The 24251-nt window shown below is 65.0% G+C and carries 16 protein-coding genes; 10 read left to right on the top strand and 6 right to left on the bottom strand.

The window, feature by feature from the left end:
- Window positions 1-2 precede the first annotated feature (2 nt).
- Genes pgl through QX094_RS19800 form a run of 3 tightly spaced genes read left to right on the top strand, consistent with a single transcriptional unit; the run spans window position 3 to window position 2114 of the window.
- Window positions 3-752: a 6-phosphogluconolactonase gene (gene pgl, locus QX094_RS19810; RefSeq protein ID WP_315718005.1), complete on the top strand. Its 750-nt coding sequence runs from the start codon at window positions 3-5 to the stop codon at window positions 750-752.
- The gene (locus QX094_RS19805) at window positions 739-1269 is read left to right on the top strand and encodes a gluconokinase (RefSeq protein ID WP_316188096.1); all 531 of its coding nucleotides are present in this window, start codon (window positions 739-741) and stop codon (window positions 1267-1269) included. Before pgl ends, QX094_RS19805 begins: the two co-directional genes overlap by 14 nt.
- Before the next feature lie 20 nt (window positions 1270-1289).
- The gene (locus QX094_RS19800) at window positions 1290-2114 is read left to right on the top strand and encodes an HAD family hydrolase (RefSeq protein WP_315718003.1); all 825 of its coding nucleotides are present in this window, start codon (window positions 1290-1292) and stop codon (window positions 2112-2114) included.
- A gap of 11 nt (window positions 2115-2125) precedes the next feature.
- Here QX094_RS19800 and QX094_RS19795 read toward each other — a convergent pair whose 3' ends face one another.
- Window positions 2126-3937, bottom strand: coding sequence for a glycoside hydrolase family 15 protein (locus QX094_RS19795; protein WP_315750205.1), 1812 nt, complete (start codon window positions 3935-3937; stop codon window positions 2126-2128).
- A gap of 39 nt (window positions 3938-3976) precedes the next feature.
- Window positions 3977-5929: a 4-alpha-glucanotransferase gene (malQ, locus tag QX094_RS19790; RefSeq protein WP_315750204.1), complete on the bottom strand. Its 1953-nt coding sequence runs from the start codon at window positions 5927-5929 to the stop codon at window positions 3977-3979.
- Between the two features lie 355 nt (window positions 5930-6284).
- On the opposite strand from malQ, the gene treS reads away from it, so the two are divergent.
- The 5 genes from treS to treY are packed head-to-tail and all read left to right on the top strand — an operon-like array spanning window position 6285 to window position 18371.
- The gene (gene treS / locus QX094_RS19785) at window positions 6285-9590 is read left to right on the top strand and encodes a maltose alpha-D-glucosyltransferase (RefSeq protein WP_315750203.1); all 3306 of its coding nucleotides are present in this window, start codon (window positions 6285-6287) and stop codon (window positions 9588-9590) included.
- The gene (gene glgB / locus QX094_RS19780) at window positions 9587-11725 is read left to right on the top strand and encodes a 1,4-alpha-glucan branching protein GlgB (protein WP_315750202.1); all 2139 of its coding nucleotides are present in this window, start codon (window positions 9587-9589) and stop codon (window positions 11723-11725) included. Before treS ends, glgB begins: the two co-directional genes overlap by 4 nt.
- 4 nt (window positions 11726-11729) lie before the next feature.
- The gene (gene glgX / locus QX094_RS19775; protein ID WP_315750201.1) at window positions 11730-13805 is read left to right on the top strand and encodes a glycogen debranching protein GlgX; all 2076 of its coding nucleotides are present in this window, start codon (window positions 11730-11732) and stop codon (window positions 13803-13805) included.
- Window positions 13802-15568, top strand: coding sequence for a malto-oligosyltrehalose trehalohydrolase (treZ, locus tag QX094_RS19770; RefSeq protein WP_315750200.1), 1767 nt, complete (start codon window positions 13802-13804; stop codon window positions 15566-15568). The genes glgX and treZ overlap by 4 nt, the downstream gene beginning before the upstream one ends.
- Before the next feature lies 1 nt (window position 15569).
- On the top strand, window positions 15570-18371 hold the full coding sequence (treY, locus tag QX094_RS19765; protein ID WP_315750199.1) for a malto-oligosyltrehalose synthase: 2802 nt from the start codon (window positions 15570-15572) through the stop codon (window positions 18369-18371).
- Here the strand turns inward: treY and QX094_RS19760 are convergent, their stop codons facing one another.
- Window positions 18372-18683, bottom strand: coding sequence for a polyhydroxyalkanoic acid system family protein (locus QX094_RS19760; protein ID WP_315717996.1), 312 nt, complete (start codon window positions 18681-18683; stop codon window positions 18372-18374).
- A gap of 170 nt (window positions 18684-18853) precedes the next feature.
- On the opposite strand from QX094_RS19760, the gene QX094_RS19755 reads away from it, so the two are divergent.
- Complete coding sequence (locus tag QX094_RS19755) at window positions 18854-19018, top strand: DUF3309 family protein (protein WP_006614022.1); 165 nt, start codon at window positions 18854-18856, stop codon at window positions 19016-19018.
- Window positions 19019-19113: 95 nt separating this feature from the next.
- Here the strand turns inward: QX094_RS19755 and ligD are convergent, their stop codons facing one another.
- Window positions 19114-21804 carry a DNA ligase D gene (ligD, locus tag QX094_RS19750; protein WP_315828324.1) on the bottom strand — a complete coding sequence of 897 codons (2691 nt, stop codon included), beginning with the start codon at window positions 21802-21804 and terminating at the stop codon, window positions 19114-19116.
- Window positions 21805-22444: 640 nt separating this feature from the next.
- Here ligD and QX094_RS19745 point away from each other — a divergent pair.
- Window positions 22445-23326 carry a Ku protein gene (locus tag QX094_RS19745; RefSeq protein ID WP_315750197.1) on the top strand — a complete coding sequence of 294 codons (882 nt, stop codon included), beginning with the start codon at window positions 22445-22447 and terminating at the stop codon, window positions 23324-23326.
- A 237-nt stretch (window positions 23327-23563) separates the two neighbouring features.
- On the opposite strand, the gene QX094_RS19740 is transcribed toward QX094_RS19745, so the two are convergent.
- Both QX094_RS19740 and QX094_RS19735 read right to left on the bottom strand, forming a co-directional pair.
- Window positions 23564-23842, bottom strand: coding sequence for a DUF6496 domain-containing protein (locus QX094_RS19740; RefSeq protein ID WP_315750196.1), 279 nt, complete (start codon window positions 23840-23842; stop codon window positions 23564-23566).
- A 183-nt stretch (window positions 23843-24025) separates the two neighbouring features.
- Window positions 24026-24205 carry a hypothetical protein gene (locus tag QX094_RS19735; RefSeq protein WP_315717991.1) on the bottom strand — a complete coding sequence of 60 codons (180 nt, stop codon included), beginning with the start codon at window positions 24203-24205 and terminating at the stop codon, window positions 24026-24028.
- Between the last annotated feature and the right edge of the window lie 46 nt (window positions 24206-24251).

Below are 24251 nucleotides of genomic sequence, written 5' to 3'. Positions count from 1 at the left end.
CCGTGGCCGGGCCGCAGAACCGCAAACTCGTGCGAGTCGCGGACCAGGCGACGATGGCGAGGGTCGCGGCCGAACATCTCCTGGCCCGCATCGACGCAAATCCGGGGACCATAGCCGTCTGCCTCACCGGGGGATCGAGCCCGAGGCAGCTTTATCAGCTGCTGGCGACGGACGCCTATCGCGAGCGGATTGCATGGCCGCGCGTGCACTGGTTCATCGGCGACGAGCGCTATGTTCCGGCCGGAGATCCCCTGCACAACATGACCATGGCCCGCCACGCGTTCCTCGATGCCTGCGCGCCGGCCGCCAACATCCACCCGATCGCGACCGATAGGTCGGACCCGGAGGCCAGTGCCCGCGACTATCAGCGCACGCTGGAAGCGTTCTACGGCGCCGGGCGGCTCGCCCCCGCGCGGCCGCTGTTCGACCTTGTGCTGCTCGGCATCGGCCCCGACGGCCATGTCGCGTCGCTATTCCCCGGTTTTCCCGCCGTTGATGTCGCCGATCGCTGGGTCGTCGGCGTCGACAAGGCTCACGTCGCTCCCTTCGTGCCGCGGATCAGCCTGACCTTGCCTGCGCTCGCCTCCTGCCGAACCATGCTGTTTGAGATCGCCGGTACCGACAAGCGCGCGATCATGACGCGGGTGCTGGCCGGTGAGGACCTGCCGGCCAATCGCGCCCGCTCAAATCGGGAGACGATCCTGCTCATCGACAGCGAGGCCTGGCCGGAGGGGCGAAGTGGCGACATCTGACCTGCCCCATGCGCTCGTCATCATGGGCGTGTCCGGCTCCGGCAAGAGCACGATCGGGAAAACATTGGGGCAACGCCTCGGCTGGCGCTTCGAGGATGGCGACAGCTTTCACCCGCCCGCAAACGTCGCCAAGATGAGCGCCGGCCACCCGCTCACGGACGAGGATCGCTGGCCCTGGCTGCAGGCGATTGCCCAGGAGATCGCGCGTTGCCGTACTGCGGGCCAGCACATCATCATCGCCTGCTCTGCACTCAAGAAGGCCTATCGCGATATCCTGGTCGGCGGCTGTAACGATGTCCGCATGGTCTATCTCCAAGGCAGTCAGGAGCTGATCGGCGGACGGATGAGCCATCGCAAGGGGCACTTCATGCCGCCGGGCCTGCTCGCCAGCCAATTCGCCACCCTGGAACCACCTGACGCCGCCGAGCGTCCCATTACAGTCTCGGTCGACGCGCCAGTCGCGGCGATCGTGGACGACATCATGCAACAGCTTCACGCCGGTCGGGGCTGCGCCTGACCCGCGAACAGGAAGGGCTCATGACCCGCATCGCTCTCGTCGTATCCGACGTCGACGGCACGCTGCTGACCAAGGACAAGGTTCTGACCGAGCGGGCCGCGAAGGTGGCACGACGCCTGCACGAATGTGGCGTCGCCTTCACGCTCACCTCGAGCCGCCCTGCGATCGGCATGCGCTTTCTGATCGAGCCGCTGCAGATCAGCCTTCCGGTCGGCCCCTTCAACGGCAGCTCGATCATCGGCGCTGACATGCGCCCGCTCGAGCAGAGCCTGATCCCGCCCGCGGCCGCCGCGCGCTGCGTCGATCTTCTCCAACAATCCAGGGTCGACATCTGGGTCTTCACCAATGATGCCTGGCTGACGCGCAATCCGGACGGCGAGTACGTCCCGAACGAGCGGCGCGCGATACGCGCGGAGCCGACGATCGTCGACGATTTCTCCCCCTATCTGTCGAACGCCTGCAAGATCGTCGGCGCCAGCAGCGATTTCGAGCTGCTGGCGCACTGCGAGAGCCAGATGCAGCAGACGCTGGGGACCGAGGCGACGGCGGTCCGCTCGCAGAGCTACTATCTCGACATCACTCCGCCCGGGCGCAACAAGGGCACCTTCGTCACGGCGATGGCCAAGCGGCTCGGCGTTCCGCTCGACCAGGTCGCGACCATCGGCGACATGCACAATGATGTCGCGATGTTCGAGGTGAGCGGATTGTCGATCGCCATGGGCAATGCCAGCGACGAGGTGAAGAGCAAAGCCAAGCGCATCACCACGTCCAATCAGGACGAAGGCTTTGCCAATGCCATGGAGATGATCCTGGCGGAAAACGCGCAAGGCTCATCCGCAAGCTGACGCGCGGCAGCTCAGGCTCCCGACCGCTGCCTTGCGGGTTTGTCGCTGGCCTTCTTGGCGCTGCTCAGATTTTGCGCCGTGTTGATCAGCGCGATATGGGTCAGCGCCTGGGGAAAGTTGCCGGTCTGCCGCCGTGCCTCGGTGTCGTATTCTTCGGCCAGCAGTCCAACGTCGTTGGCGATGTTCACCACGCGGCGGAACAGCGTCTCGGCCTTCTCCGTATCGCCCGCCAGGACATGGGCGTCGGCCAGCCACAGCGTGCAGGCCAGGAACGCGCCTTCGATCGGCTGCTGCTCGTCCGGCGGGACCTCGCGCGGATCGTGCCGGAGCACGAAGCCGTCCCGCAGCAGATGCTCCTCAATCGCGTCGACCGTGCCGCGAATGCGCGAATCGGAGCACGGCAGGAAGCCGACCGCCGGCAACAGCAGCAGGCTGGCATCGAGCAGCCGCGAGCCATAGGACTCGACGAAGCTGCCGAGGCTTTCGTCGTAGCCCTTGGCGCAGACATCGTGATGAATCGTCTCGCGCAGCCGCCGCCAGCGCTCCAGCGGCGCCTTGAACCCGAATTTCTCCGCGCTCTTGATCGCGCGATCGAACGCCACCCAGGTCATCACCTTGGAGAACACGTAGTGACGGCCATCGCCGCGGCGTTCCCAGATGCCGTGGTCGGGCTGGTCCCAGACGTCGGTGAGATGGTCGAGCACCGCGCATTCCAGGTCCCAGGTGCCGTCGTCCAGCTTGAGCTTGGTCATGCGGGCCTGATGGAAGGCATCCATCAGCTCGCCGTAGACGTCGAGCTGGAGCTGCGCATGCGCGGCATTGCCGATCCGCACCGGCTGGGCACCCTCGTAGCCCGGCAGCCACTCGGCCTCCCACTCCATCAGCCGCCGCTGGCCCATGATGCCATACATGATCTGCATGTAGGCGGGAGCGCCCGCCGCGGCGCGCAGCAGCCAGTTGTGCCAGGCCAGCGCTTCCTCGGTGTAACCCGAGTTCATCAACGCGAGCAGCGTGAACGTCGCGTCACGCAGCCAGCAGAATCGGTAGTCCCAGTTGCGCCGGCCGCCGAGCTTCTCCGGCAGCGAGGTGGTCGGCGCCGCGACGATGCCGCCGGTCGGCGCGTAGGTGAGCGCCTTCAAGGTGATCAGCGAGCGCATCACGAGTGCGCGATGCTCGCCCTGATAGGTGCAGCGCCGCGACCAGTCGGCCCAGAAGGTTTCGGTGTCATCCAGCGCCTGATCCGGATCGATCGCCTTGGGCGCCGGCAGATGCGACGGACCGTAGGTGAGTACGAAAGGCACGGTTTCGCCGGCAGCGACCTCGAACTCCGCCACCGTGGTCATGTCCGCGCCGCGGGTCGCGACGGGCGTATGCAGCACCGCCATGTCCTGGCCGCAGATGGCGAGCAGCGCGGAGCGATCCTCGGAACGCTTGACCCAGGGAATCTCGATGCCGAACCCGAAGCGGATGATCAGCTCCATCCGCATGGCGACCCGGCCGGAGACGCCGCGGACCAGCCGAACGACATCGGAAGCCCTGCCCCGCGGCGGCATGAAATCGATCATCTCGACGGTGCCGGTCGCAGTTTCGTATCGCGTCTCGAGGATGAGGCTGTCGCCGCGATAACGTCGAGACGTCGATCGGACGTCGCCGCGCGGCTCGATCAGCCAGCGGCCGTGGCTGCTATCACCCAGCAGGCCGGCGAAACAGGCGTCGGAATCGAACGCCGGCCAGCACAGCCAGTCGATCGACCCGTTCCGGCTCACCAGGGCAGCCGTCTCACAATCGCCAATCAGGGCGTAGTCTTCGATCCTGCAGGACATTTGGCATCCGCGTGCAACTGCCCCCCCAATCCCCCCGTACTAAACGCCGGCCGGGCTGATCCGTTCGGCGGTCGCCGCCTTCAACGCTGCGACGCTGGTCGCACCGGCGATGTCCTCGAGCTTGATCGGCATCTTGCGGCGCCAGTTCGGATGCTCGTCGATCGTGCCGGGAATATTGGGCTGATCGACCACCTCCAGCAGATCCTCCAGGGAAATCACCAGCAGCCGGGACCGCGTCCGCGACAGGAAGGCGATCGCTGAGTGGACATCGTTGGCTTGAATGCCGTGTTGGCGGAGCACCTCGTCCCAGAGCCCCAACGCATCCCAGCGATCCTGGTCGCTTTCACCGGGATCGATGCCCAGCCCGCGTTTGGTCTTGAGATCGCCGAACGAGCGCCAGCCGGCGTAGGTCGAGAGGTCGTGGGTATTCAGCGTCACCAGCGCGTTCGGCGGATAGAAGTCGACATCGCGGAAGCGGCCGTTGTCGTCGCGTTCGAAGATCATCACCTTGTAGGACCACAATCCCCAATCGGCCATCTGTTCGCGAAAGCCCTCCGGCACGGTGCCGAGATCCTCGCCGATGACGATGCATTCATTGGCGACGCTCTCGATGACGGTCGCGGCCAGCAGCGCCTCGAACGGCATCTGCACGTACGCGCCCTGCTTGGCCGGAAATCCATGCGGCACCAGGTACAGCCGCTTCAAACCGAGCACATGGTCGAGCCGGATCGCCCCGGCATGCCGCATCGACGCCCGAACCATCTCCCGGAACGGCTCGAAATTCTTCAGCGCCAGTCCGGGCGCGTTGAACCCGGCGAGTCCCCAGTTCTGCCCGACCGTGTTCAAGGGATCGGGCGGCGCCCCGACCGAGAGCGTGCGCGAAATGGCGCCCTGCTCGTTCCAGGCATCGAAGCCGTCGGATTGAACGCCGACCGCGACGTCGAGATACAAGCCGACCTTCATTCCCAGCCGATGCGCGAGATCCCGGCAGTGGCGCAATTGTCGCTCGGCGAGCCATTGCACATAGGCGATGAACTCGGCCTCCCTCCGGTCGGGGCCGCTGAGCAGCGCCGCGCAGCGCGCAGCATCGGGCTGCCGCCACTCCTCGGGCCAGTCCCACCAGGGCTTCTGGAAGCGATGCCGCAACACCTCGAAGCAGGTGAAGCGGGCCAGCAGCTCGCCACGCTCGGCCCGATAGGCGTTGAACTCCGCAGCGGCCGCGGCGGCCGGCGCAGCCATGAAAGCGTCGAAGGCCGCGCGCAGGGCCGGCCATTTCAACGCCGACACACCCTTGTAGTCCACCAGCTCGGCCTGCCGCAGCGGCTCCAGCACCTGGCTGCCGGGCCCCTTCGCGAAGCCCGGGGCCTGCTCGACATCGACATAGAGCGCATTCAGGAACAGCCGGCTGTTCGGCGCATAAGGGCTGAAATCGCCCGGCCGATCGTCGAACAGCGCGTGCAACGGATTGAGGCCGACGCCATCGGCGCCGATTTCGGCGCAAAGCGTGATGAGATTGGCAAGGTCGGTGAAATCGCCCATGCCCCAGTTGCGGCCGGATCGAATGCCGTAGAGCTGGACCGCCAGCAGCCAGACGCGGTCGAAATCACCGGCGAAGGCCTTCGCCGGTGCGACGAGCAGCGGCAGCTCCTCGCGGTACGACGACGCATCCACCAGCTCGAGGCGGTAGCTGCCGACCGGCAGATCACCCGGCCACTCGACCAGGGCCTCGCCGGCGTCTCCCTTCGCGATCTCAGCGTCGCCACGCCTGATGGTCCACCTGACCGGCAGCTTCGCCGCCTCGGTCAGGCGGCTGCGCGCGGGCTGCCCGGAGCGAATCACCACCGCATCGCTCAGCAGCCGATGCGGCGTGGGCCTGGGAAAGGCCTCCACGATGATCTTGAGGGCCGCTTCGTCGGTCACACGACGGTGCCCCTGACCATCGTAGAATTCTGTCAGGATTCCGAGACTATGGGCTTCGCTGTAGAGATCCATTCGGCACGCGATCTGGACGTAACGGCAAGTCGTACGTCGTAAAATTGTTGTGGGACGGCAAGAGGATAAGCCCCTAACGCCGCGGCAAGGCCGTCGTTCCCCGGGGAACAAAACGAGCCTTGCGGCTTTGTAATTGGGGTCGTCTCGGTTTCTAGCGAACCGGGACGCCGTTTTATTGTCAATGGCATCACCGTGAACAAATTTGCGCACACGTTCGAGAGCGTCGCCCTCAAAGACGCTTTCTCCCCTATTCTGCCCTCTTTTGAGGAGAGCCGCATCTGTCGAGGCCGAGACATCTTTCGAGACGCCTCCGATCGCAGCCGCATCATCATCCTCTCTCCTAGGTGAGGGCCTCATGAACCTGATGTCATCCCTGGATTCGCCCAGCCTGCAGACCGAGCCCGACGGCGACGGTCTCTGGTACAAGGACGCGATCATCTATCAGCTGCACGTCAAGGCGTTCGCCGACAGCAACAATGACGGCGTCGGCGACTTCGCCGGCCTGACCGACAAGCTGGACTATCTGCAGGACCTCGGCGTCACCACGCTGTGGCTGCTGCCGTTTTACCCCTCGCCTGGCCGCGACGACGGCTACGACATCGCCGATTACGGCAGCATCAATCCCGATTTCGGGACGATGAAGGAGTTCAAGCGCTTCATCCAAGAGGCCAAGCGGCGCGGCCTGCGGGTGATCACCGAGCTCGTGGTCAATCACACCTCCGACCAGCATCACTGGTTCAAGCGCGCCCGGCGCAGCCCGCCCGGCTCCAGCGCCCGCAACTGGTACGTCTGGAGCGACACCGACCAGAAATATCTCGGCACCCGAATCATCTTCACCGATACCGAGAAGTCCAACTGGACCTGGGATCCGGAGGCCGGCCAGTTCTACTGGCACCGCTTCTTCTCGCACCAGCCGGACCTCAACTTCGACAATCCGCGCGTGGTCAACGCGATCATCCAGGTGATGAAACGCTGGCTCGATGCCGGCGTCGACGGCTTCCGGCTTGACGCCATCCCCTACCTCTGCGAGCGCGACGGCACCAACAACGAAAACCTCCCCGAGACGCATGCGATCATCAAGCGCCTGCGTGTCGAGCTCGACAATTACGCCAAGGACAAGCTGCTGCTGGCGGAAGCCAATCAGTGGCCGGAGGACGTTCAGGAATATTTCGGCCAGGGCGACGAATGCCATATGGCCTATCACTTCCCGCTGATGCCGCGCATCTACATGGCGATCGCCCAGGAGGACCGCTTCCCGATCACCGACATCCTGCGCCAGACGCCCGACATTCCCGCGACCTGCCAATGGGCGCTGTTCCTGCGCAATCATGACGAGCTGACCCTGGAGATGGTCACCGACGTCGAGCGCGACTATCTGTGGTCGACCTACGCCAACGATCCGCGTGCGCGCATCAATGTCGGCATCCGCCGCCGCCTCGCGCCGCTGATGGACAATGACCGGCGCAAGATCGAGCTGATGAACTCGCTGCTGATGTCATTCCCCGGCACGCCGATCATCTATTACGGCGACGAGATCGGGATGGGTGACAACATCTATCTCGGCGACCGCAACGGCGTACGAACGCCGATGCAATGGACGCCCGACCGCAATGGGGGCTTCTCGCGCGCCGACCCGGCGCGGCTCTACGCGCCGATGATCATGGACCCGGTGTACGGCTACGAGGCGGTCAATGTCGAGGCGCAGTCGCGCAGCCTGTCGTCGCTTTTGAACGCCACCAAGAAGCTGATCTCGGTGCGCAAGTCGACGCTGGCCTTCGGCAGGGGCACCATGACCTTCATCCGCCCGGCCAACCGGTCGGTTCTGGCCTATGTCCGCCAATACAAGGACGAGGTCATCCTCTGCGTCGCCAACCTGTCGCGCTCGGCGCAGGCGACCGAGCTCGATCTCTCGCCATTCAAGGATCGCGTCCCGATCGAAATGCTCGGCCGCTCGCGCTTTCCCGCCATCGGCGAACTGCCTTACATGATCACGCTCGCGCCCTACGGATTCTACTGGTTCCAGCTCAAGGAGCGCGAGAAGTCGGAGCCCATCATCCAGCGCGCGGTACCGGAGTTCGAGACGCTGGTCGTGCCGCTCGGCTCGACCTGGGTATCGCTGGCTCGCACTCGCAGCGTGTTCGAACGCGACGTTCTGCCCGGTCATCTGGCGCGCGCACGATGGTACCCCGAGCGCTCGGCGGACGCGATCCATCCGACGCTGACCTCGGCGATCCCGTTCTGCGACATCGGCGACAACCGGCCCTGGCTGATCTTCTTCAAGGCCGCCGAGCGCGACGAGAAGCGGCGCTATCTGCTGCCGATGCAGATCGAGTGGGTGCGTTTCGATCGCGATCGCTACAATCCGCAGGCCTTCGCCGCCGTGCGCCAGGGCGCCCGCGAGGGAACGCTGCTCGATGCAGCGACGAGCCCGATCTTTCTTGCGCTGCTCCTGCACAATCTGAAGCAAGCGTTGACGGTCGAGGAAAACGGGGTGCGCCTCGAATTCCGGCCGACGTCGCGGTTTCCCGACAAGCAGATCCGCGAATCGGAGCAGGTGCGCGTGGTCGAGACCGACCGCTGCAGCAGCAAGGCGGTGGTCAACAACGAGTTCTTCATCAAGCTCCGCCGCGAGCTGGAGGCTGGTCCGCACCCGGAGATCGAGATCGGCGGTTTCCTCACGGAAACCGTAGGCTTCGCCAATGTCCCGCCGCTGCTCGGCAGTGTCGAGGTGATCCAGGAGGGCGAGCGGCAGACCGTCGGCTGCGTCCACGGCTTCGTCGAGAACCAGGGCGACGGCTGGACCGTCAGCGCCGCCTATCTCGATCGCTACGTCGACGACCAGCGCGTGTTCGCCGCGAGCGGCGACGAGCGGCAGAGCGAGGAGCTGTCGCCCTATCTGCGCTACATGGCGCAGGCAGGCCGTCGCGTCGGCGAGTTGCATGCGGCGCTCGCCTCGCGCAGCGACATCGTCGATTTCGCGCCCGAGCCCACGAACGCAGATCATCTCGATCACTGGATCGACCGGCTGCGCGGCCAGGCTGACCGGATCCTCACGGGCCTGGGCGAGCGCCGCGATCACCTCAAGGATCCGGAACGAGGGCTGGTCGACCAGGTGCTCGCCAGGCGCGGCGAGCTGTCGGAGCGCCTCAGCAGCCTGATCCCGCACCATATCGGCGGCTGCGACATCCGGCTGCATGGCGATTTCCATCTCGGCCAGATCCTCATCGTCAAGGACGATATTTTCATCATCGACTTCGACGGTGACGAGGAGCAGCCGCTTGCCGAGCGTCGGCGCAAGGCGCCGCCGGCGCGCGACATCGCAGGCTTCCTGCGCTCGATCGATTGCTCGGTCCGCGTCGCCCAGGAGCGCGCCCTGAGGGCGAGCCAGGACGATCACGGCCGTATCGCCGCCGCGCTGTCGGAATGGCGCGACCAGGCCGCGACCGCCTTCTTGGCTGGCTATCGCGAAATCAAGGCTAGTCAGCGCCTCTGGCCGGACGATCCGCATACGGCGGAGGCGCTCCTTAACTTTTTCATGCTGGAAAAAGCCCTCGGAGCGCTCGAATATGATCTGGCTCACCGGCCGGACTGGTTGCGCATCGCATTGAGCAACCTGCTTCGCGTCCTGTCCGAGCCAGCATCAGCCAGCGAGACCTCATGACCCATCTTTCTCCCGAGGCGTTTGCGATCATCGAAGGTCGGCATGCCGACCCGTTTCGCTATCTCGGTCAGCACAATGTCGACGGGCGGGCCGTCGTGCGCGCGTTCCTGCCCGAGGCCTCCCGCGTCGAGGTGGTCGGCGAGCACGGCGACGTCGCCGCGCTGACGCGCATCCATGATGCCGGCCTGTTCACCGGGACCATGCCGTCGCTGCAGCGCTATCGGCTTCGGGCGACATTCGGCGACCACGTCACCGACCTCGAGGATCCCTATCGTTTCCTGCCGATCCTGAGCGATTTCGACCTGCATCTGCTCGGCGAAGGCAACCATGAGCGGCTTTACGACAAGCTCGGCGCGCATCCGATGGTGCTCGACGGCGTCGATGGCGTCGGATTCGTCGTACTCGCGCCCAATGCACGTCGCGTCAGCGTGGTCGGCGATTTCAACTTCTGGAATGCGCGGCGCCACCCGATGCGCGTCCGCGGCAACGGCTATTGGGAGCTGTTCATTCCCCGCGCCAGGGCCGGCGACCACTACAAGTTCGACATCATCGGTCCGCAGGGCGAGCACCTGCCGCTGAAATCGGATCCGATGGCCTTCGCGGCCGAGATGCGTCCCAAGACCGCATCGATCGTGGTCGACGAGTCCAGCCTGCCGCGACCTCGGCCGGCGCCGCATGACATCAACAAGCTGAACAGGCCGGTCTCGATCTATGAGGTGCATCTCGGCTCCTGGCGGCGCAAGGACAATAACCAGTGGCTGACCTATCGCGAACTCGCCGAGCAACTGCCGGCCTATGCACGCGACATGGGCTTCACGCACATCGAATTCCTGCCGGTCAGCGAGCACCCGTTCGACGGCTCCTGGGGCTATCAGCCGACCGGCCTGTTCGCGCCGACCAGCCGCTTCGGCAGTCCTGAGGACTTCTGTGCGCTGGTTGATGCGTGCCACCGCGAGGGCCTCGCGGTGTGGCTCGACTGGGTGCCAGGCCATTTCCCGGATGATCCGCACGGCCTCGGCCATTTCGACGGCACCGCGCTGTACGAGCACGCCAACCCGATGCAGGGCCGGCATCTCGACTGGGGCACGCTGATCTACAATTACGGCCGCACCGAAGTCGCCAATTTCCTGCGCTCGAACGCGCTGTTCTGGCTGGAGCGCTACGGCATCGACGGTCTGCGCGTCGATGCCGTCGCCTCGATGCTCTATCTCGACTACAGCCGTCCGTCCGGCGGCTGGATTCCGAACAAATATGGCGGGCGCGAGAACCTCGAGGCCATCGAGTTTCTGCGCCGGACCAATATCGACGTGTTCGGCCATTTCCCGCAGGCGACCACGGCTGCCGAGGAATCCACGGCGTGGCCGCAGGTGTCTCGCCCGGTCGACATGGGCGGGCTCGGTTTCGGCTACAAGTGGAACATGGGCTGGATGCACGACACCTTGCGCTACATCAGCAAGGACCCGATCCACCGCAAATATCACCACGGCGAGATCCTGTTCGGCCTGCACTACGCCTTTTCGGAAAACTTCATCCTGCCGCTGTCGCATGACGAGGTCGTGCACGGCAAGCGCTCCATCCTTGGCCGGATGCCGGGCGACGACTGGCAGCGTTTTGCCAACCTGCGTGCGTATTACAGCTTCATGTTCGGGCATCCCGGCAAGAAGCTCCTGTTCATGGGCTGCGAGCTCGCCCAGGAGCGCGAGTGGAATCACGATGCCTCGCTCGACTGGCATCTGCTCGGCGACGCCAAATATGCCGGCATCCAGGCCCTGATCCGCGACCTCAACCACCTCTACCGCAACGTGCCGGCGCTGCATGAGCGGGACTGCGAGCCGGACGGCTTCGAGTGGTTGACGACCGACGACTCCGACCGAAACGTCTTCGCCTGGGTGCGCAAGGGCTTCGATGAGCACGCGCGCTGCGTCGTCGTCGTGAACTTTTCGCCCAACGTGTATTACAATTACCGGGTCCGCGTGCCGTTCGGCGGCAGATGGAGGGAAGCTTTCAATTCCGACTCCCTGCATTATGGCGGCAGCAATGTCGGCAACGTCGGCCAGGTCCATGCCTCTGAAGAACACCAGCTCAACCTCATCCTCCCGCCCATGGCAGCGGTATTTCTCCTCCCGGAAGCCTGACGCAATGCGCCTGGCCGCTGGAAGCCACGCCCGTCTCGGAGCAACCTGGGACGGGCGGGGGACCAATTTTGCCCTGTTCTCCGCCAATGCCGAGAAGGTCGAGCTCTGCCTGTTCGACAGCCAGGGCCGGCGCGAGATCGAGCGCATCGAACTGCCGGAGCGGACGGAGGATGTCTGGCACGGCTATCTCAACGATGTCTCGCCGGGGCAGCTCTATGGCTACCGTGTCTACGGTCCTTACGAGCCGGAGCAGGGCCACCGCTTCAATGCCAACAAGCTGCTGCTCGACCCCTATGCCAAGCGGCTCGCCGGCCGGCTGGTCTGGAGCGACGCGCATTTCGCCTACCGCGCCGGCTCGCCGCGCGAGGATCTCTCGTTCGACCGGCGCGACAACGCCCGCGGCATGCCCAAGGCTGTCGTCATCGACGAGACCTTCAACTGGGGCCGGCGCGAAATGCGGCCGCAGATCCCGTGGGAGGACACGATCATCTACGAGGCCCATGTCAAGGGCCTGACCAACAAGCGCGACGACGTCCCACCCAATCTGCGCGGCACCTATGGCGGGCTGTCGTCGCCGGCGATGATCAAGCATCTGAAGCGGCTCGGCGTCACGACGATCGAGCTGCTTCCCATCCACGCCTTCATCGACGACCGCATGCTGGTCGAGAAGAAGCTGGTCAACTACTGGGGCTACAACACGATCTCGTTCTTCGCGCCGGAGCTTCGCTACGCGCAGGACAATCCGCTCGATGCCTTCCGGACGACGGTGGCAAGGCTGCACGATGCCGGCATCGAGGTCATGCTCGACGTCGTCTACAACCATACCGCCGAGGGCAACCATCTCGGACCCACCCTGTGCTATCGCGGCATCGACAACGCGTCCTACTACTGGCTGAAGCCCGACAATCCGCGCTTCTACGACGATTTCACCGGCTGCGGCTCGTCCGTTAACCTGACGCATCCGCGTGTGCTCCAGATGGTGATGGACTCGCTGCGCTACTGGGTCGAGGTCTGCCACGTCGACGGCTTCCGCTTCGACCTTGCCACCACCCTGGCGCGCGAGAAGCACGGCTTCGACCGGCGCAGCGGCTTTCTCACCGCGATCCGCCAGGACCCGGTGCTGGCGAGCGTCAAGCTGGTCGCAGAGCCCTGGGACGTCGGTCTCGGCGGCTATCAGGTCGGCGCATTCCCCTCGCAATGGTCCGAATGGAACGACCGCTATCGTAGCGCCATGCGTCGCTACTGGAGCGGCGAAGGCAGCCTGATCGGCGAGGTGTCGAGCCGCATGACCGGCTCGTCCGACATCTTCAACCATGACGGCCGCACCCAGCGCGCCAGCGTCAATCACGTCACCGTCCATGACGGGTTCACGCTGGCCGATCTCTTCAGCTACAACAGCAAGCACAATGAGGCGAACGGCGAGGACAATCGCGACGGCTCCAACGACAACCACAGCAACAATTTCGGTCATGAGGGGCCGACCGACGACGTGACGATCACGGCGCTGCGGCGGCAGTCGCGCAAGAACCAGCTCGCCTGTCTGTTCCTCGCGCAGGGCCTGCCGCTGCTGCTCGCAGGCGACGAGGTCGGCAACTCGCAGCATGGCAACAACAACGCCTATTGCCAGGACAACGAGGTCGGCTGGGTGGACTGGAGCGGCATGGGCCGCGAGGGCGATGATCTCATCGACTTCATCGCGCACATGACCGAGCTGCGCCGCCGCTTCGGCCAGATTCGCGCGCGCCGCTGGCTCGATGGCCGCCGCCCGGACGGCAGCTTCGGCGTGCTGTGGCTGACGCCTTCGGCGGAGGAGATGACGCAAACCGACTGGACCTTTCCCGACGGACGATTTCTCGCCTATGTGCTCGCTCCGGTGGAACAGGAACAGGCTCCGATCTTTATCGTTCTGAACGCGGCCCCCGAAGAGATCGGATTCAAATTGCCCAAGCTTGCCGAGTACAAGACGTGGCAACAGGTCCTGAACACCACCGAAGCCCAGCAGACGCCGATCGATTTCGCGTCCGGTGCGGATCTCAAGGCCCCGTCCCGCTCCGTGCTGGCGTATGCGGGCCAGTCATGAACGGCCGTCAATTCGGACCTCGGCTCACGCAGGACGGCACGACGTTCCGGCTGTGGGCGCCCGCCGCCAGGCGCGTCGATCTGATCCTCGACGTCAAGCATGAGATGCAACGCGGGGATGGCGGTTGGTATTCGCTCGACGTCGCCGGCGTCGGCGCCGGCACGCGGTATAAGTTCCGTATTGACGATGAGCTCGACGTTCCAGATCCCGGCTCGGATTTCCAGCCGGAGGATGTCTCCGGCCCGAGCGAAATCATCGACCACCGTGCCTACACTTGGCGCTCCGAGAACTGGCGCGGTCGTCCATGGCAGGATGCCGTGTTCCTCGAAAGCCATGTCGGCACCTTCACGACGGAAGGCACCTACCGCGCAATGATCGACAAGCTCGATCATCTCGTCGAAACCGGCATCACCGCGCTCGAACTGATGCCGCTGGCGGACTTCGCCGGCTCCCGCAACTGGGGCTATGACGGCGTGCTGCTCTACGCCCCGGACAGCGTCTATGGGCGTCCCGATGATCTGCGCGCGCTGATCGACGAGGCGCATCTGCGTGGCATCATGGTGTTTCTCGACGTCGTCTACAATCACTTCGGCCCGGAGGGAAACTACATCGGCCGCTATGCGCCGACCTTCTTCACCGACGCGCATACGCCGTGGGGCAGCGCGATCGACTACCGGCGCTCCGAAGTGCGCGCCTTCGCGATTCAAAACGCGTTGCATTGGCTGACGGACTATCGCTTCGACGGCCTGCGCTTCGACGCCGTGAATCACATCCTGTCCAACGAGGGTGAGATCCCGATGCTGCACGATCTCAGCGCCGCCGTGGGCAAGCTGGTCGAAGCAACCGGGCGGCACATCCATCTCGTGCTCGAAAACGGCGACAACCGCGCCAGCATGCTGGATTCCGCAGAGGAGCCGCCGCGCGGCAAATTCCGCGCGCAGTGGAACGACGACTATCATCACACCTGGCACGTGATCCTGACCGGCGAGAGCGGCGGCTATTACGGTGACTACCAGCAGGCGCCGCGCCGCGATCTCGCTCGCGCGCTCGCCTCCGGCTTCGTCTACCAAGGCGAACCCGCGGCATTCTGGGGCGGCGATCCGCGGGGCGAGCCGAGCGGTCATCTGGCCCCCGGCGCGTTCGTCAACTTCCTGCAGAACCACGACCAGATCGGCAACCGCGTGTTCGGCGACCGCCTGGAGGCGCTGGCGTCGCCGGAAGGGATCGCGGCGGCACTCGCGGTGACGCTGCTCGCGCCCACCGTCCCGATGCTGTACATGGGCGAGGAATGGGGCTCGAAGCAGCCGTTCCCGTTCTTCTGCGACTTCCAGGGCGACCTCGCGCATGCCGTGCGCAACGGACGCCGCAGGGAGTATGAGTGGGCGTACGCCAAATATGGCGACGAGGTTCCCGATCCGCTCGACATCGAAACCTTCAAGTCCGCAATCATCGACTGGGACTCCCGCAATGAGTCGCCGGGGCGCGAGCGTCTCGCGCTGGTGCGCGCGCTCCTTGCGGTGCGTCACAAGGAGGTTGCGCCGCGGCTTCCGGGAGCGAAATTCGGCGAGGCGGACGTGACCGATGACGGTCGCCTGAGCGCGCATTGGCTGATGGGCGATGGCAGCCGGCTAAATCTGCTTGCCAACGTCTCCGACAAGGAGCTCGCGGCTTCGCCGACCGGCGTCCCGGGCACCCCGATCTGGGGCGACACGCCTGGAGACCGCCTGCCGCCGTGGTCGGTGTTCTGGAGCATCGGGGGATAGCATGCCTCCGGCCATTCCCCTCGCGACCTATCGCCTGCAGCTCACGGGTGATTTCAACTTCGAATCGGCCGCACGCGTCTTGCCATATCTGAAGGCGCTGGGCATCAGCCACGTCTACGCTTCGCCCTTCATGACGGCGCGGAAGGGCTCGACGCATGGCTACGACATCACCGATCATTCCAAGCTCAATCCCGAGCTCGGCGGCGAGGACGGCTTTGCGAAACTGAGCGCGGCGCTGAAGCAGTACGATCTCGGCCTCATCCTCGACTTCGTGCCGAACCATGTCGGCGTGCATTTCGACGACAATCCGTGGTGGCTCGACGTGCTCGAATGGGGCCAGGCTTCGCCGCACGCCGCCTCGTTCGACATCGACTGGGACCAGTTGCCGTACCGCGCGCGCGGCGGCGTGCTGCTGCCGATCATCGGCACCTCCTACGGCCACGCGCTCGAACATGGCGACATCGAGCTGCGCTATGATCCGGACGAAGGCTCGTTCTCCTGCTGGTACTTCGAGCATCGGTTGCCGATCGCGCCGGAGCGCTACGGCGAGGTATTGCGCATCATCGTCAAGGAGGCCGGTGAGGAGAGCAGCGAGGCCGGCAAGGCGATTCTCGACCTGGCGTCGCGCTATCGCGGCTTGCGCCATCCGAACCGCAAGGAAGCGCCGGCGTTCAAGGCGGCCCTCAAGGCCATTCCCGGCGCGGCCGACGTCATTGCCCAGGGGATCGCGGCCTATAAGGCCGGCCCCGACCGTGGTGCGCAGACGCTCGCTCTGCATCATCTGCTGGAGCGACAGCACTACAAGCTCGGCCATTGGCGGCTTGCGTCCAGCGACATCAACTACCGCCGCTTCTTCGACGTCAACACGCTGGCGGGCCTGCGCGTCGAGGATGCCGGCACGTTCGAAGCGATCCACCGGCTGGTCAAGAAGCTGATCGCGGATGGCCAGTTGCAGGGTCTGCGGCTCGACCATATCGACGGCCTGCGCGATCCCGCACAATATTTCCAGCGCCTGCGGCGGCTGATCCGCGACGCTCGGGGGCCCGCAGCCGGGCCGTTCTACGTCGTCATCGAGAAGATTCTCTGCGAGCACGAGAAGCTGCCGGGTTTTGCCGGCGTGCACGGCACCACCGGCTACGAGTGGATGAACGTCATCACCCAGGTCCTGATCGACGGCAAAGGTCTGGAGCCCTTGGACGAGATCTGGCGCCAGATCAGCAACAAGCCGCCGAAGCTCGCGCCTGTGATCAAGGAGGCCAAGCGGCGCGTGCTGGAGACGCTGCTGACCAGCGAATTCACCGTGCTGACCCGCCTGCTGGCGCGCATCGCCAACGGCCACTACTCGACGCGCGACTATTCGGAAGACATCCTGCGCCAGGCGCTCGAGCTGTATGTTCTTCACTTCCCGGTCTATCGCACCTATCTCACCACAGCCGGCCCGACCGAGACCGACCGCAAGCTGATCGACCACGCCATCGCAGGCGCCCGGGCCGAATGGTTCGCCTCCGACGGCTCGATCTTCGAGTTCCTGCGCGATGCGCTGACCATGGATCTCATCAAGCGCGACCGCAGCACCAACCACAGCGTCCCGCGTGTGCGCCGCTTCGCCCTCAAGGTGCAGCAGCTCACCGGGCCGATGATGGCGAAGTCGCTGGAGGACACCGCCTTCTACCGCTTCCACCGACTGCTCGCGCTCAACGAGGTCGGTGGCGATCCAGCGGCGCATGCTCTGGCGATCGCCGACTTCCACAAGCTGATGCGGGACCGCGCCAGGCATTGGCCGCACGGCATGACCGCCACTGCTACCCACGACACCAAGCGCGGCGAGGATGCGCGCACGCGGCTCGCCGCCATCACCGAGCTGCCCAACGATTGGACGTCCGCGATGGCACGCTGGAAGACCTTGAACGCGCCGCACGTCATCACGGATGGCAAAATGCGCGCGCCCTCGGCGGCGTTCGAATACATGCTGTACCAGACGCTCGTCGGCATCTGGCCGGCAAGCGGCACCGATGGCACCCTGCCCGAGCGGTTGCAGGCCTATGCGCTGAAGGCCGCGCGCGAGGGCAAGGAGGAGACCAGCTGGCTCAATCCGAACGAGGCCTATGAGAACGGCCTGCGCGCCTTCATCGACCGCATCCTGGATCGCGAGCGCTCGCCCGAGTTCCTGCAGTCGCTGGAGACGCTTTCCAGGCGACTCGCTTTGCTCGGCGCGCTGAACTCGCTGACCCAGCTCACGCTGAAGGCGACGATGCCCGGCGTGCCGGATTTCTATCAGGGCACCGAGTTCTGGGACCTTTCGATGGTCGATCCCGACAACCGCCGCCCGGTCGATTTCGCAGCGCGTGAGCACGCGCTGCGTGCGTGCGAGACTCCCGACTGGGCCCACCTCGCGGACCATTGGCCGGACGGCCGCATCAAGCTCGCCTGGACGCGGGAGCTGCTGAAGCTTCGCAACCAGATGCCCGCCGTGTTCACCGACGGCTCCTACGAGCCGCTCGAGGTGAGCGGACGTCATGCCGATCACATCATTGCTTTCGCACGGCGGCGCGGGCGGGACGCCGTCGTCGTCGTCACCGTGCGCAACTTTGCACCCTTCACCGACGGTGGCCGGGTGTGGCCCCACGCAGATGGTTTCGACGCCGAGGTTCATGCCCGCGGCTACATACCGGCGGACATGCAGGACGGCATCCTGGCGGTGTCCTCCATCTTCACGCATTTTCCTGCAGCGGCGATCCCGGCGCGGACCGACGCGGCAGCCCACCCGCCTGGTCGACGTCGGACAGGAGCGGCGCCGACCTGATCAGCTCTTCTTCGTCAACAGCAGCTGGCCGCGGCTGCGGATCGCGGATTGCGCGGCCTCGGCAAAGCGCTGCAGCAGCCAGGGCAGCACGACCTCGACACGCACGTGATCGTCGGCGACGTCGACATGGCCCGACGCCGCCTGACCGAGCGCGCGAACGCGAAAGATCATCTTGTCGCCCTCCCAGCGCTCTTCGTCGACCTTCAGGACCGGAACGCTGGTCGCGGCGCGGCTGAGACCGGCCTGGAGCCGGCGCACGGCCTCGTCCTTGCCGAGGCGATGCGGAATGGAAACGACAAGCGGTCTTGACATCGCGATCTCCTGACTAACAACCCTCTCTACGTAGTCATCGGTGGCTACGACCGCAAAGACACACGCTGCATTTTACTTGTTCCCACGCGGAACTTTCGAAGTTCCAACCAGTTTCCTCGGCGAAGGCAGAGCACGTTGTCGCCCCGCTGCCGGGCACTGGAGGGAAGCACATGTCCATCGGAACTATCATCCTCATCATTCTCATCATCGCCCTGCTCGGCGGCTTTTCCGGCATCGGCGGCGGTCCGTTCTACGGCACCGGCTACTACGGCGGCGGCGGCCTCGGCCTGATCATCGTCATCGTGCTGATTCTCGTCCTGCTCGGACGCATCTGATCCGATCGATCTCATAGCCATCCAACTGATCAGCTCGGGCCGACGTGGCCGCGCCACGTCGGCCTGGCCTTGATTGCGCCCCCGCATCGTATCCCTTACACTTCGTTCGCGAGCTTCCTCATCGCCGGCTTGATCGCTCCGGCCGCGTCGTCATAGCCCTCCCACGCCTTGGTCTTGGGCAACAGCGCCGGCGCGGTTCGGACCGTGTAGCGCTTGGGTTCGAGCCCGTTCTTCACCTGCGCCCAGGTCAGCGGCATCGACACGGTGGCGCCTTCGCGAGCGCGCGGCGACAGCACGGCGACCGCCGTCGACATCCGGTCGTTGCGCAGATAGTCGAGGAAGATCTTCCCCTTGCGCAGCTTCTTCGACATGTTGAGCAGGTACTGCTCCGGGCGGTCGTTCGCCATCCATTGGCACACGCCCTGTGCAAACGCCTTCGCTTCGGGCCAGCTCACCTTGTCGCGCGCGCCGTGCAGCAACGGCGTCACCACATGCAGACCCTTGCCGCCCGTGGTCTTGCAGAAGCTCTCGAGCCCGAGGCTCTTCAAGCGCTGGCGCATCTCCTTGGCGGCCGCGATCACCTCCTCGAACGCGACGTTCGGCGCCGGATCGAGATCGAACACCAGCCGACCCGGGACGTCATAGGCGTCCGGCGCGCAATTCCATGGATGCAGCTCGACGGCGGCGACCTGGGCCACCGCGATCAATCCCTCGACGCGGTCGATCTGCAGATATGGTTTGCGGTCGCCCGAGACCTTGACCAGCTCCAGCAGGTCCGACATGCCCTGCATGCCGTGCCGCTGGAAGAATTTTTCGCCACCGATGCCATCAGGCGCACGCACGATCGAGCACGGCCGCCCCCTCAGATGCCCGATCATCCAGTTGCCGACGGCTTCCAGATAGGTCGCAAGATCAAGCTTGGTGACGGGCTCGCCGTCGCCGGCGTCCGGCCACAGCGCCTTGTCGGGCTTGGAGATTGCAACGCCCATCACGGTCGCCGAGCCCTTCGTGCGTGACGGCGTCTTGTGCAGCGTGGTGCCGACGGTCGCGACGCTCGCGGCGGCCCGCGCCACCGGCCTGGCAACCTTCGTCGCCACCACCGGCGCCTCGGCAACGACCTCGCGGGCTGGCTTGTCCTCGCGCAGTCCCTTGAACGAGGCCTGCCTGACATTGCCGTCGCCGGTGAAGCCGGCAAACTCGATCTCGGCGACCAGCTCGGGCTTGAGCCAATGCACGTCACGCGTCTTACGCGGCGCGTTCTTGCCGCTGAACGGGCTCTTGTCGGATGCCGCCGCCTTCAGCGCCGGCATGATCGCCTTCACCGTGTCCTGGCCGAAGCCGGTGCCGACGATCCCGACATAAGCGAGATGATCGTCCTTGTTGACGCCGACCATCAACGATCGGAATTTGCCGTTGGTCGTCTTCCAGCCGCCGATGACGACCTCGTGGCCGGGCCTGGTCTTGGCTTTGGTCCAGCTCTCCGTCCGTCCCGAATGATAGGCCGAGTCCAACTTCTTCGAGACGATGCCTTCGAGGTTCAGCTTGCGCGCCGACTCCAGCACGGCTTCGCCGTCGCTCTCGAAATGCTCGACGTAGCGGATCCGCGGTGTCTTGCCCTTGATATGCGCCTTCAGCAGCTTCGCCAGCCGTGCCTTGCGCTCGCGCAAAGGCTGGCGGCGCAAGTCGAACTCCTCGGCGAACATCAGGTCGAAGGCGAAGAAGATCAGCTCGTCGGTTTCACCCGCCGAGATCGCCGCCTGAAGGGCGGAGAAATTCGGATTGCCGTCCTTGTCGAGCGCGACGATCTCGCCGTCGATGATCGCGTCCGGCAGCTTCGCAGCCTCCTCCGCAATCGCGCCGAACTTGGCGGTCCAGTCCAGGCCCTTGCGGGTCTTCAGGGTTGCCTCGCCGCCCTCGACCCTGATCTGCACGCGGTAGCCGTCGAACTTGATCTCATGCCCCCACCCCTCGCCGCTCGGCGGTTGCGCGACCGACGTGCAAAGCTCGGGCGGCACGAAGTCGGGCAGCGACGATACCGTCTTCGGCGCAACGCGGGCCTTGGTGCCGTTTCCCTTCTCGGCCCTCGCTTTCGGTGATGAGGCCTTCGTAGTCGGCTTGGTTTCGCTGTCACTGCGGTTGGAGTGCCACACCGCATCCGCGTTCATGCGCTGCGTCTTGGCGAGCATGAACGGCTTCGGCGCCTTGCCCTTGCCGGCCGCGATCTGCTCCATCGTGCGGCCCGAGGCGACCGACTTGTCGGCATCCAGGATATCGTTGGCCTCGCCTTCCCGGGCAAACTCGTCGCGATGCTTGATCAGCAGCCAATTGGTCCGCTTGCCGCCGGTGCGATCGTGGCGCATCCGCACCAGCACCCAGCTGCCATGCAGCTTTTCGCCCTCGAGAGTGAATTTGAGATCGCCCTTCTTGAACCCGCGCTCCGGGTCCTCGCTGTCCCAATAGCCGCGGTCCCACAGCATGACGGTGCCGCCGCCATACTCGCCTTCCGGGATCGTACCTTCGAAATCGCCGTAGTCGAGCGGATGATCCTCGACCTCGACCGCCAGCCGCTTGTCGTGCGGATCGAGCGACGGCCCCTTGGTGACGGCCCACGACTTGAAGACGCCGTCGAATTCGAGCCGCAGGTCGTAGTGCAGGCGCGTTGCGTCATGCTTCTGGATGACGAAGCGCGGCCGCGCCGTACGCGCGACCTTGGCGTCGCCGGACGGCTCCGCCGTCTTGTCGAAATCGCGCTTCTTGCGATAGGTGGAAAGCTTCCCGAGCGCCACGGTGATCCCTCGCGTTGAGTGGTAGCGTAGCAAAGCCGGCGAACTCGTGGAACCGGCCGCATCGGCAGGATAACTTCGGGCAAAGTTCCGCGTTCCCGCGGCTCATGGAGGGCCCAGGCTGTGCTGGCGTCCGCCCTCTGCCAGTCGAGAGGGCGCAGGGAAGGCCGGGAGCTCGCCGCCCCCATGGCCCGCCTGCAGAAAGAAATGCAGGCGGCAGGTACCACAGGTGCAGCCGAGACATCCCGGCCCTCCCTGCGCGACGGCTTTAACGGCTGCTTCGCGTTCTCCCCGGTGCGCCGGGCTTGTTGGCCACCGTGTCGCGACAATGCGCCTGCGCGCATTGCGCTGGATACCAGCATCGGGGTATCAGGACCGCGCGACTTGACCGTGCATGCCGGATTGTTCGTCGGCGCGACTGAATCACGCTGCAACCCGGCACACCCATCGCATTCCGCTGCCGACGTCCGTGACGACCGCGATACGTCCCCTCCGACGCAACGGAACGGGTCGGACCATAATGCTGATTTTACGAAGTCGTCAAGCGAATTATTTTTTCCCGAAGCGACCTTCGCCGGGCCCATGGAACCCACACCGATGCTTGCCCGTTGCAGCCTCGTCCGGATTGTCCAAGGAGACCACGATGGCCCCCCGCGCCTACTGGAAAGGCTCGCTCAAACTCTCGCTCGTCAGCTGCCCCGTCGTGCTCTATCCGGCGTCGACGTCGGTCGAGAAGACGCGCTTCCATCTGATCAACCGCGAGACCGGCAACCGGCTCAAGCAGCAGATGGTGGACGCCGAGACCGGCGACATCGTCGAGGGCGACCAGAAGGGCCGCGGCTATGAACTCGCCAAGGGACAGTATGTCGAGATCGAGCCGGAGGAGCTGGAGGCGGTCCAGATCGAGAGCAACCACACGATCGACATCGACAGCTTCGTGCCGCGCGACGAGATCGACCAGCGCTATCTCAACCACCCCTATTACATCGCCCCCGACGGCAAGGCGGCGCTCGACGCCTTCGCGGTCATCCGCGACGCCATGAAGGACCAGGAGCGCGTGGCGCTGGCGCGGATCGTGCTGACCAACCGCGAGCACGTCATCGCCATCGAGCCGATGGGCAAGGGCATGCTCGGCACCACGCTGCGCTTTCCCTATGAGCTGCGCGACGAAGCCGAGTTCTTCGACGACATCAGGGCGCCGAAGATCAGCAAGGACATGGTCGAGCTGGCCGGCCACATCTTGCAGACCAAGGCAGCCCATTTCGACCCCTCGGAGTTCAAGGACCAGTACGAGACCGCGCTGAAGGCGCTGGTGAAGCGCAAGGCCTCGGGCAAGCCGATCAAGCTGCCGGAGCCGGCGGAGCGGCCCGACAACGTCGTCAGCCTGATGGATGCGCTGAAGCAGAGCCTGAACGGCAAGAGCCGAAAAAAGACCGCGCGTGCGGCGTCGCGGCGGACGAGCACGCATCGACGCCCGGCGAAGAAGGCGCATCGGTCGGCGGCGCGGCAGAGGAAGGCGGGGTGAAAGCCAGCAGCTGCCTGCGTGGCGCAAGCGGCCTCCACACCCACCGCCGTCGTCCCGGCGAACGCCGGGACCCATACTCCGCGGCGGGTGTTGTAAGACAAGACTTGTCCCACATCCCGCGCAATAACATCTCCCTGGGGTTATGGGTCCCGGCGTTCGCCGGGACGACAGCGGAGAATTTTGCGACGGCTGCGGGTCATGGCGTGCGCGATGATCGTAGCCCGAATGATCGCCTCGTCAGCTCTTCTTCGACTTCTTCTTCGTCGTTTTCTTGGTAGTCTTCTTCGTGCTCTTCTTGCTCGCCTTCTTGGCCGTCTTCTTCGCCGAGGCCCTCGCGCTCTTTTTCGCGGGCACCTTCTTGCCTTCGCGGCGCGCCTCCGACAGGCCGATCGCGATGGCCTGCTTGCGGCTCTTGACCTTGCGACCGGAACCGCCGCTGCGCAGCGTGCCGGCCTTGCGCTTCTTCATGGCCCGGCCGACCTTGGCCGATGCCTTGCGCGAGTATTGTCGTGCCATGAACATCCTCCCGATTGCGACACGTAAACCGCGTCGGCGAGACGAAAGTTCCAAAGCGCAAGCTGATGCCGCGTACCTCCACCCATGCTTTCACGATCGCGGGAATCGAAGCCCGTCGATACATCGAGATTCCAATGCAGCTTCGCGCTCATCGTTTCGATGACGGATAGACCGAGAAGCCAATCAGACGTTCTGATCCGCTGCATGAGGCGCAACTGGACAAGGCGACGGTCCGAATGATGCGTCCCTGGCCTCTTCCTCAGTCAGCAATTTCAGGAGCACCGTCCGCTTGGACTCATCGTTGAATTCAGCGAGACGTTTCCTGAACAGGATGAGGTTCTGCAGATGAATGTATTCTTCCATGACCGACCTCACTGATGGGAGCCAAGAACGACGTCGATGGACGAAC

The organism is Bradyrhizobium sp. SZCCHNS1050 (assembly GCF_032484785.1).
Lineage (GTDB): Bacteria > Pseudomonadota > Alphaproteobacteria > Rhizobiales > Xanthobacteraceae > Bradyrhizobium.
The sequence above is the reverse complement of the archived record's forward strand: the minus strand, read 5'-3'. Positions and strand labels throughout refer to the sequence as shown.

Bases quoted from the DNA above. Each gene is read 5' to 3' on its own strand.
- QX094_RS19800 (WP_315718003.1), top strand. From the start codon at position 1,290: ATGACCCGCATCGCTCTCGTCGTATCCGACGTCGACGGCACGCTGCTG.
- QX094_RS19795 (WP_315750205.1), bottom strand. From the start codon at position 3,937: ATGTCCTGCAGGATCGAAGACTACGCCCTGATTGGCGATTGTGAGACG.
- malQ (WP_315750204.1), bottom strand. From the start codon at position 5,929: ATGGATCTCTACAGCGAAGCCCATAGTCTCGGAATCCTGACAGAATTC.
- treS (WP_315750203.1), top strand. From the start codon at position 6,285: ATGAACCTGATGTCATCCCTGGATTCGCCCAGCCTGCAGACCGAGCCC.
- glgB (WP_315750202.1), top strand. From the start codon at position 9,587: ATGACCCATCTTTCTCCCGAGGCGTTTGCGATCATCGAAGGTCGGCAT.
- glgX (WP_315750201.1), top strand. From the start codon at position 11,730: ATGCGCCTGGCCGCTGGAAGCCACGCCCGTCTCGGAGCAACCTGGGAC.
- treZ (WP_315750200.1), top strand. From the start codon at position 13,802: ATGAACGGCCGTCAATTCGGACCTCGGCTCACGCAGGACGGCACGACG.
- treY (WP_315750199.1), top strand. From the start codon at position 15,570: ATGCCTCCGGCCATTCCCCTCGCGACCTATCGCCTGCAGCTCACGGGT.
- QX094_RS19760 (WP_315717996.1), bottom strand. From the start codon at position 18,683: ATGTCAAGACCGCTTGTCGTTTCCATTCCGCATCGCCTCGGCAAGGAC.
- QX094_RS19755 (WP_006614022.1), top strand. From the start codon at position 18,854: ATGTCCATCGGAACTATCATCCTCATCATTCTCATCATCGCCCTGCTC.
- QX094_RS19745 (WP_315750197.1), top strand. From the start codon at position 22,445: ATGGCCCCCCGCGCCTACTGGAAAGGCTCGCTCAAACTCTCGCTCGTC.
- QX094_RS19740 (WP_315750196.1), bottom strand. From the start codon at position 23,842: ATGGCACGACAATACTCGCGCAAGGCATCGGCCAAGGTCGGCCGGGCC.
- QX094_RS19735 (WP_315717991.1), bottom strand. From the start codon at position 24,205: ATGGAAGAATACATTCATCTGCAGAACCTCATCCTGTTCAGGAAACGT.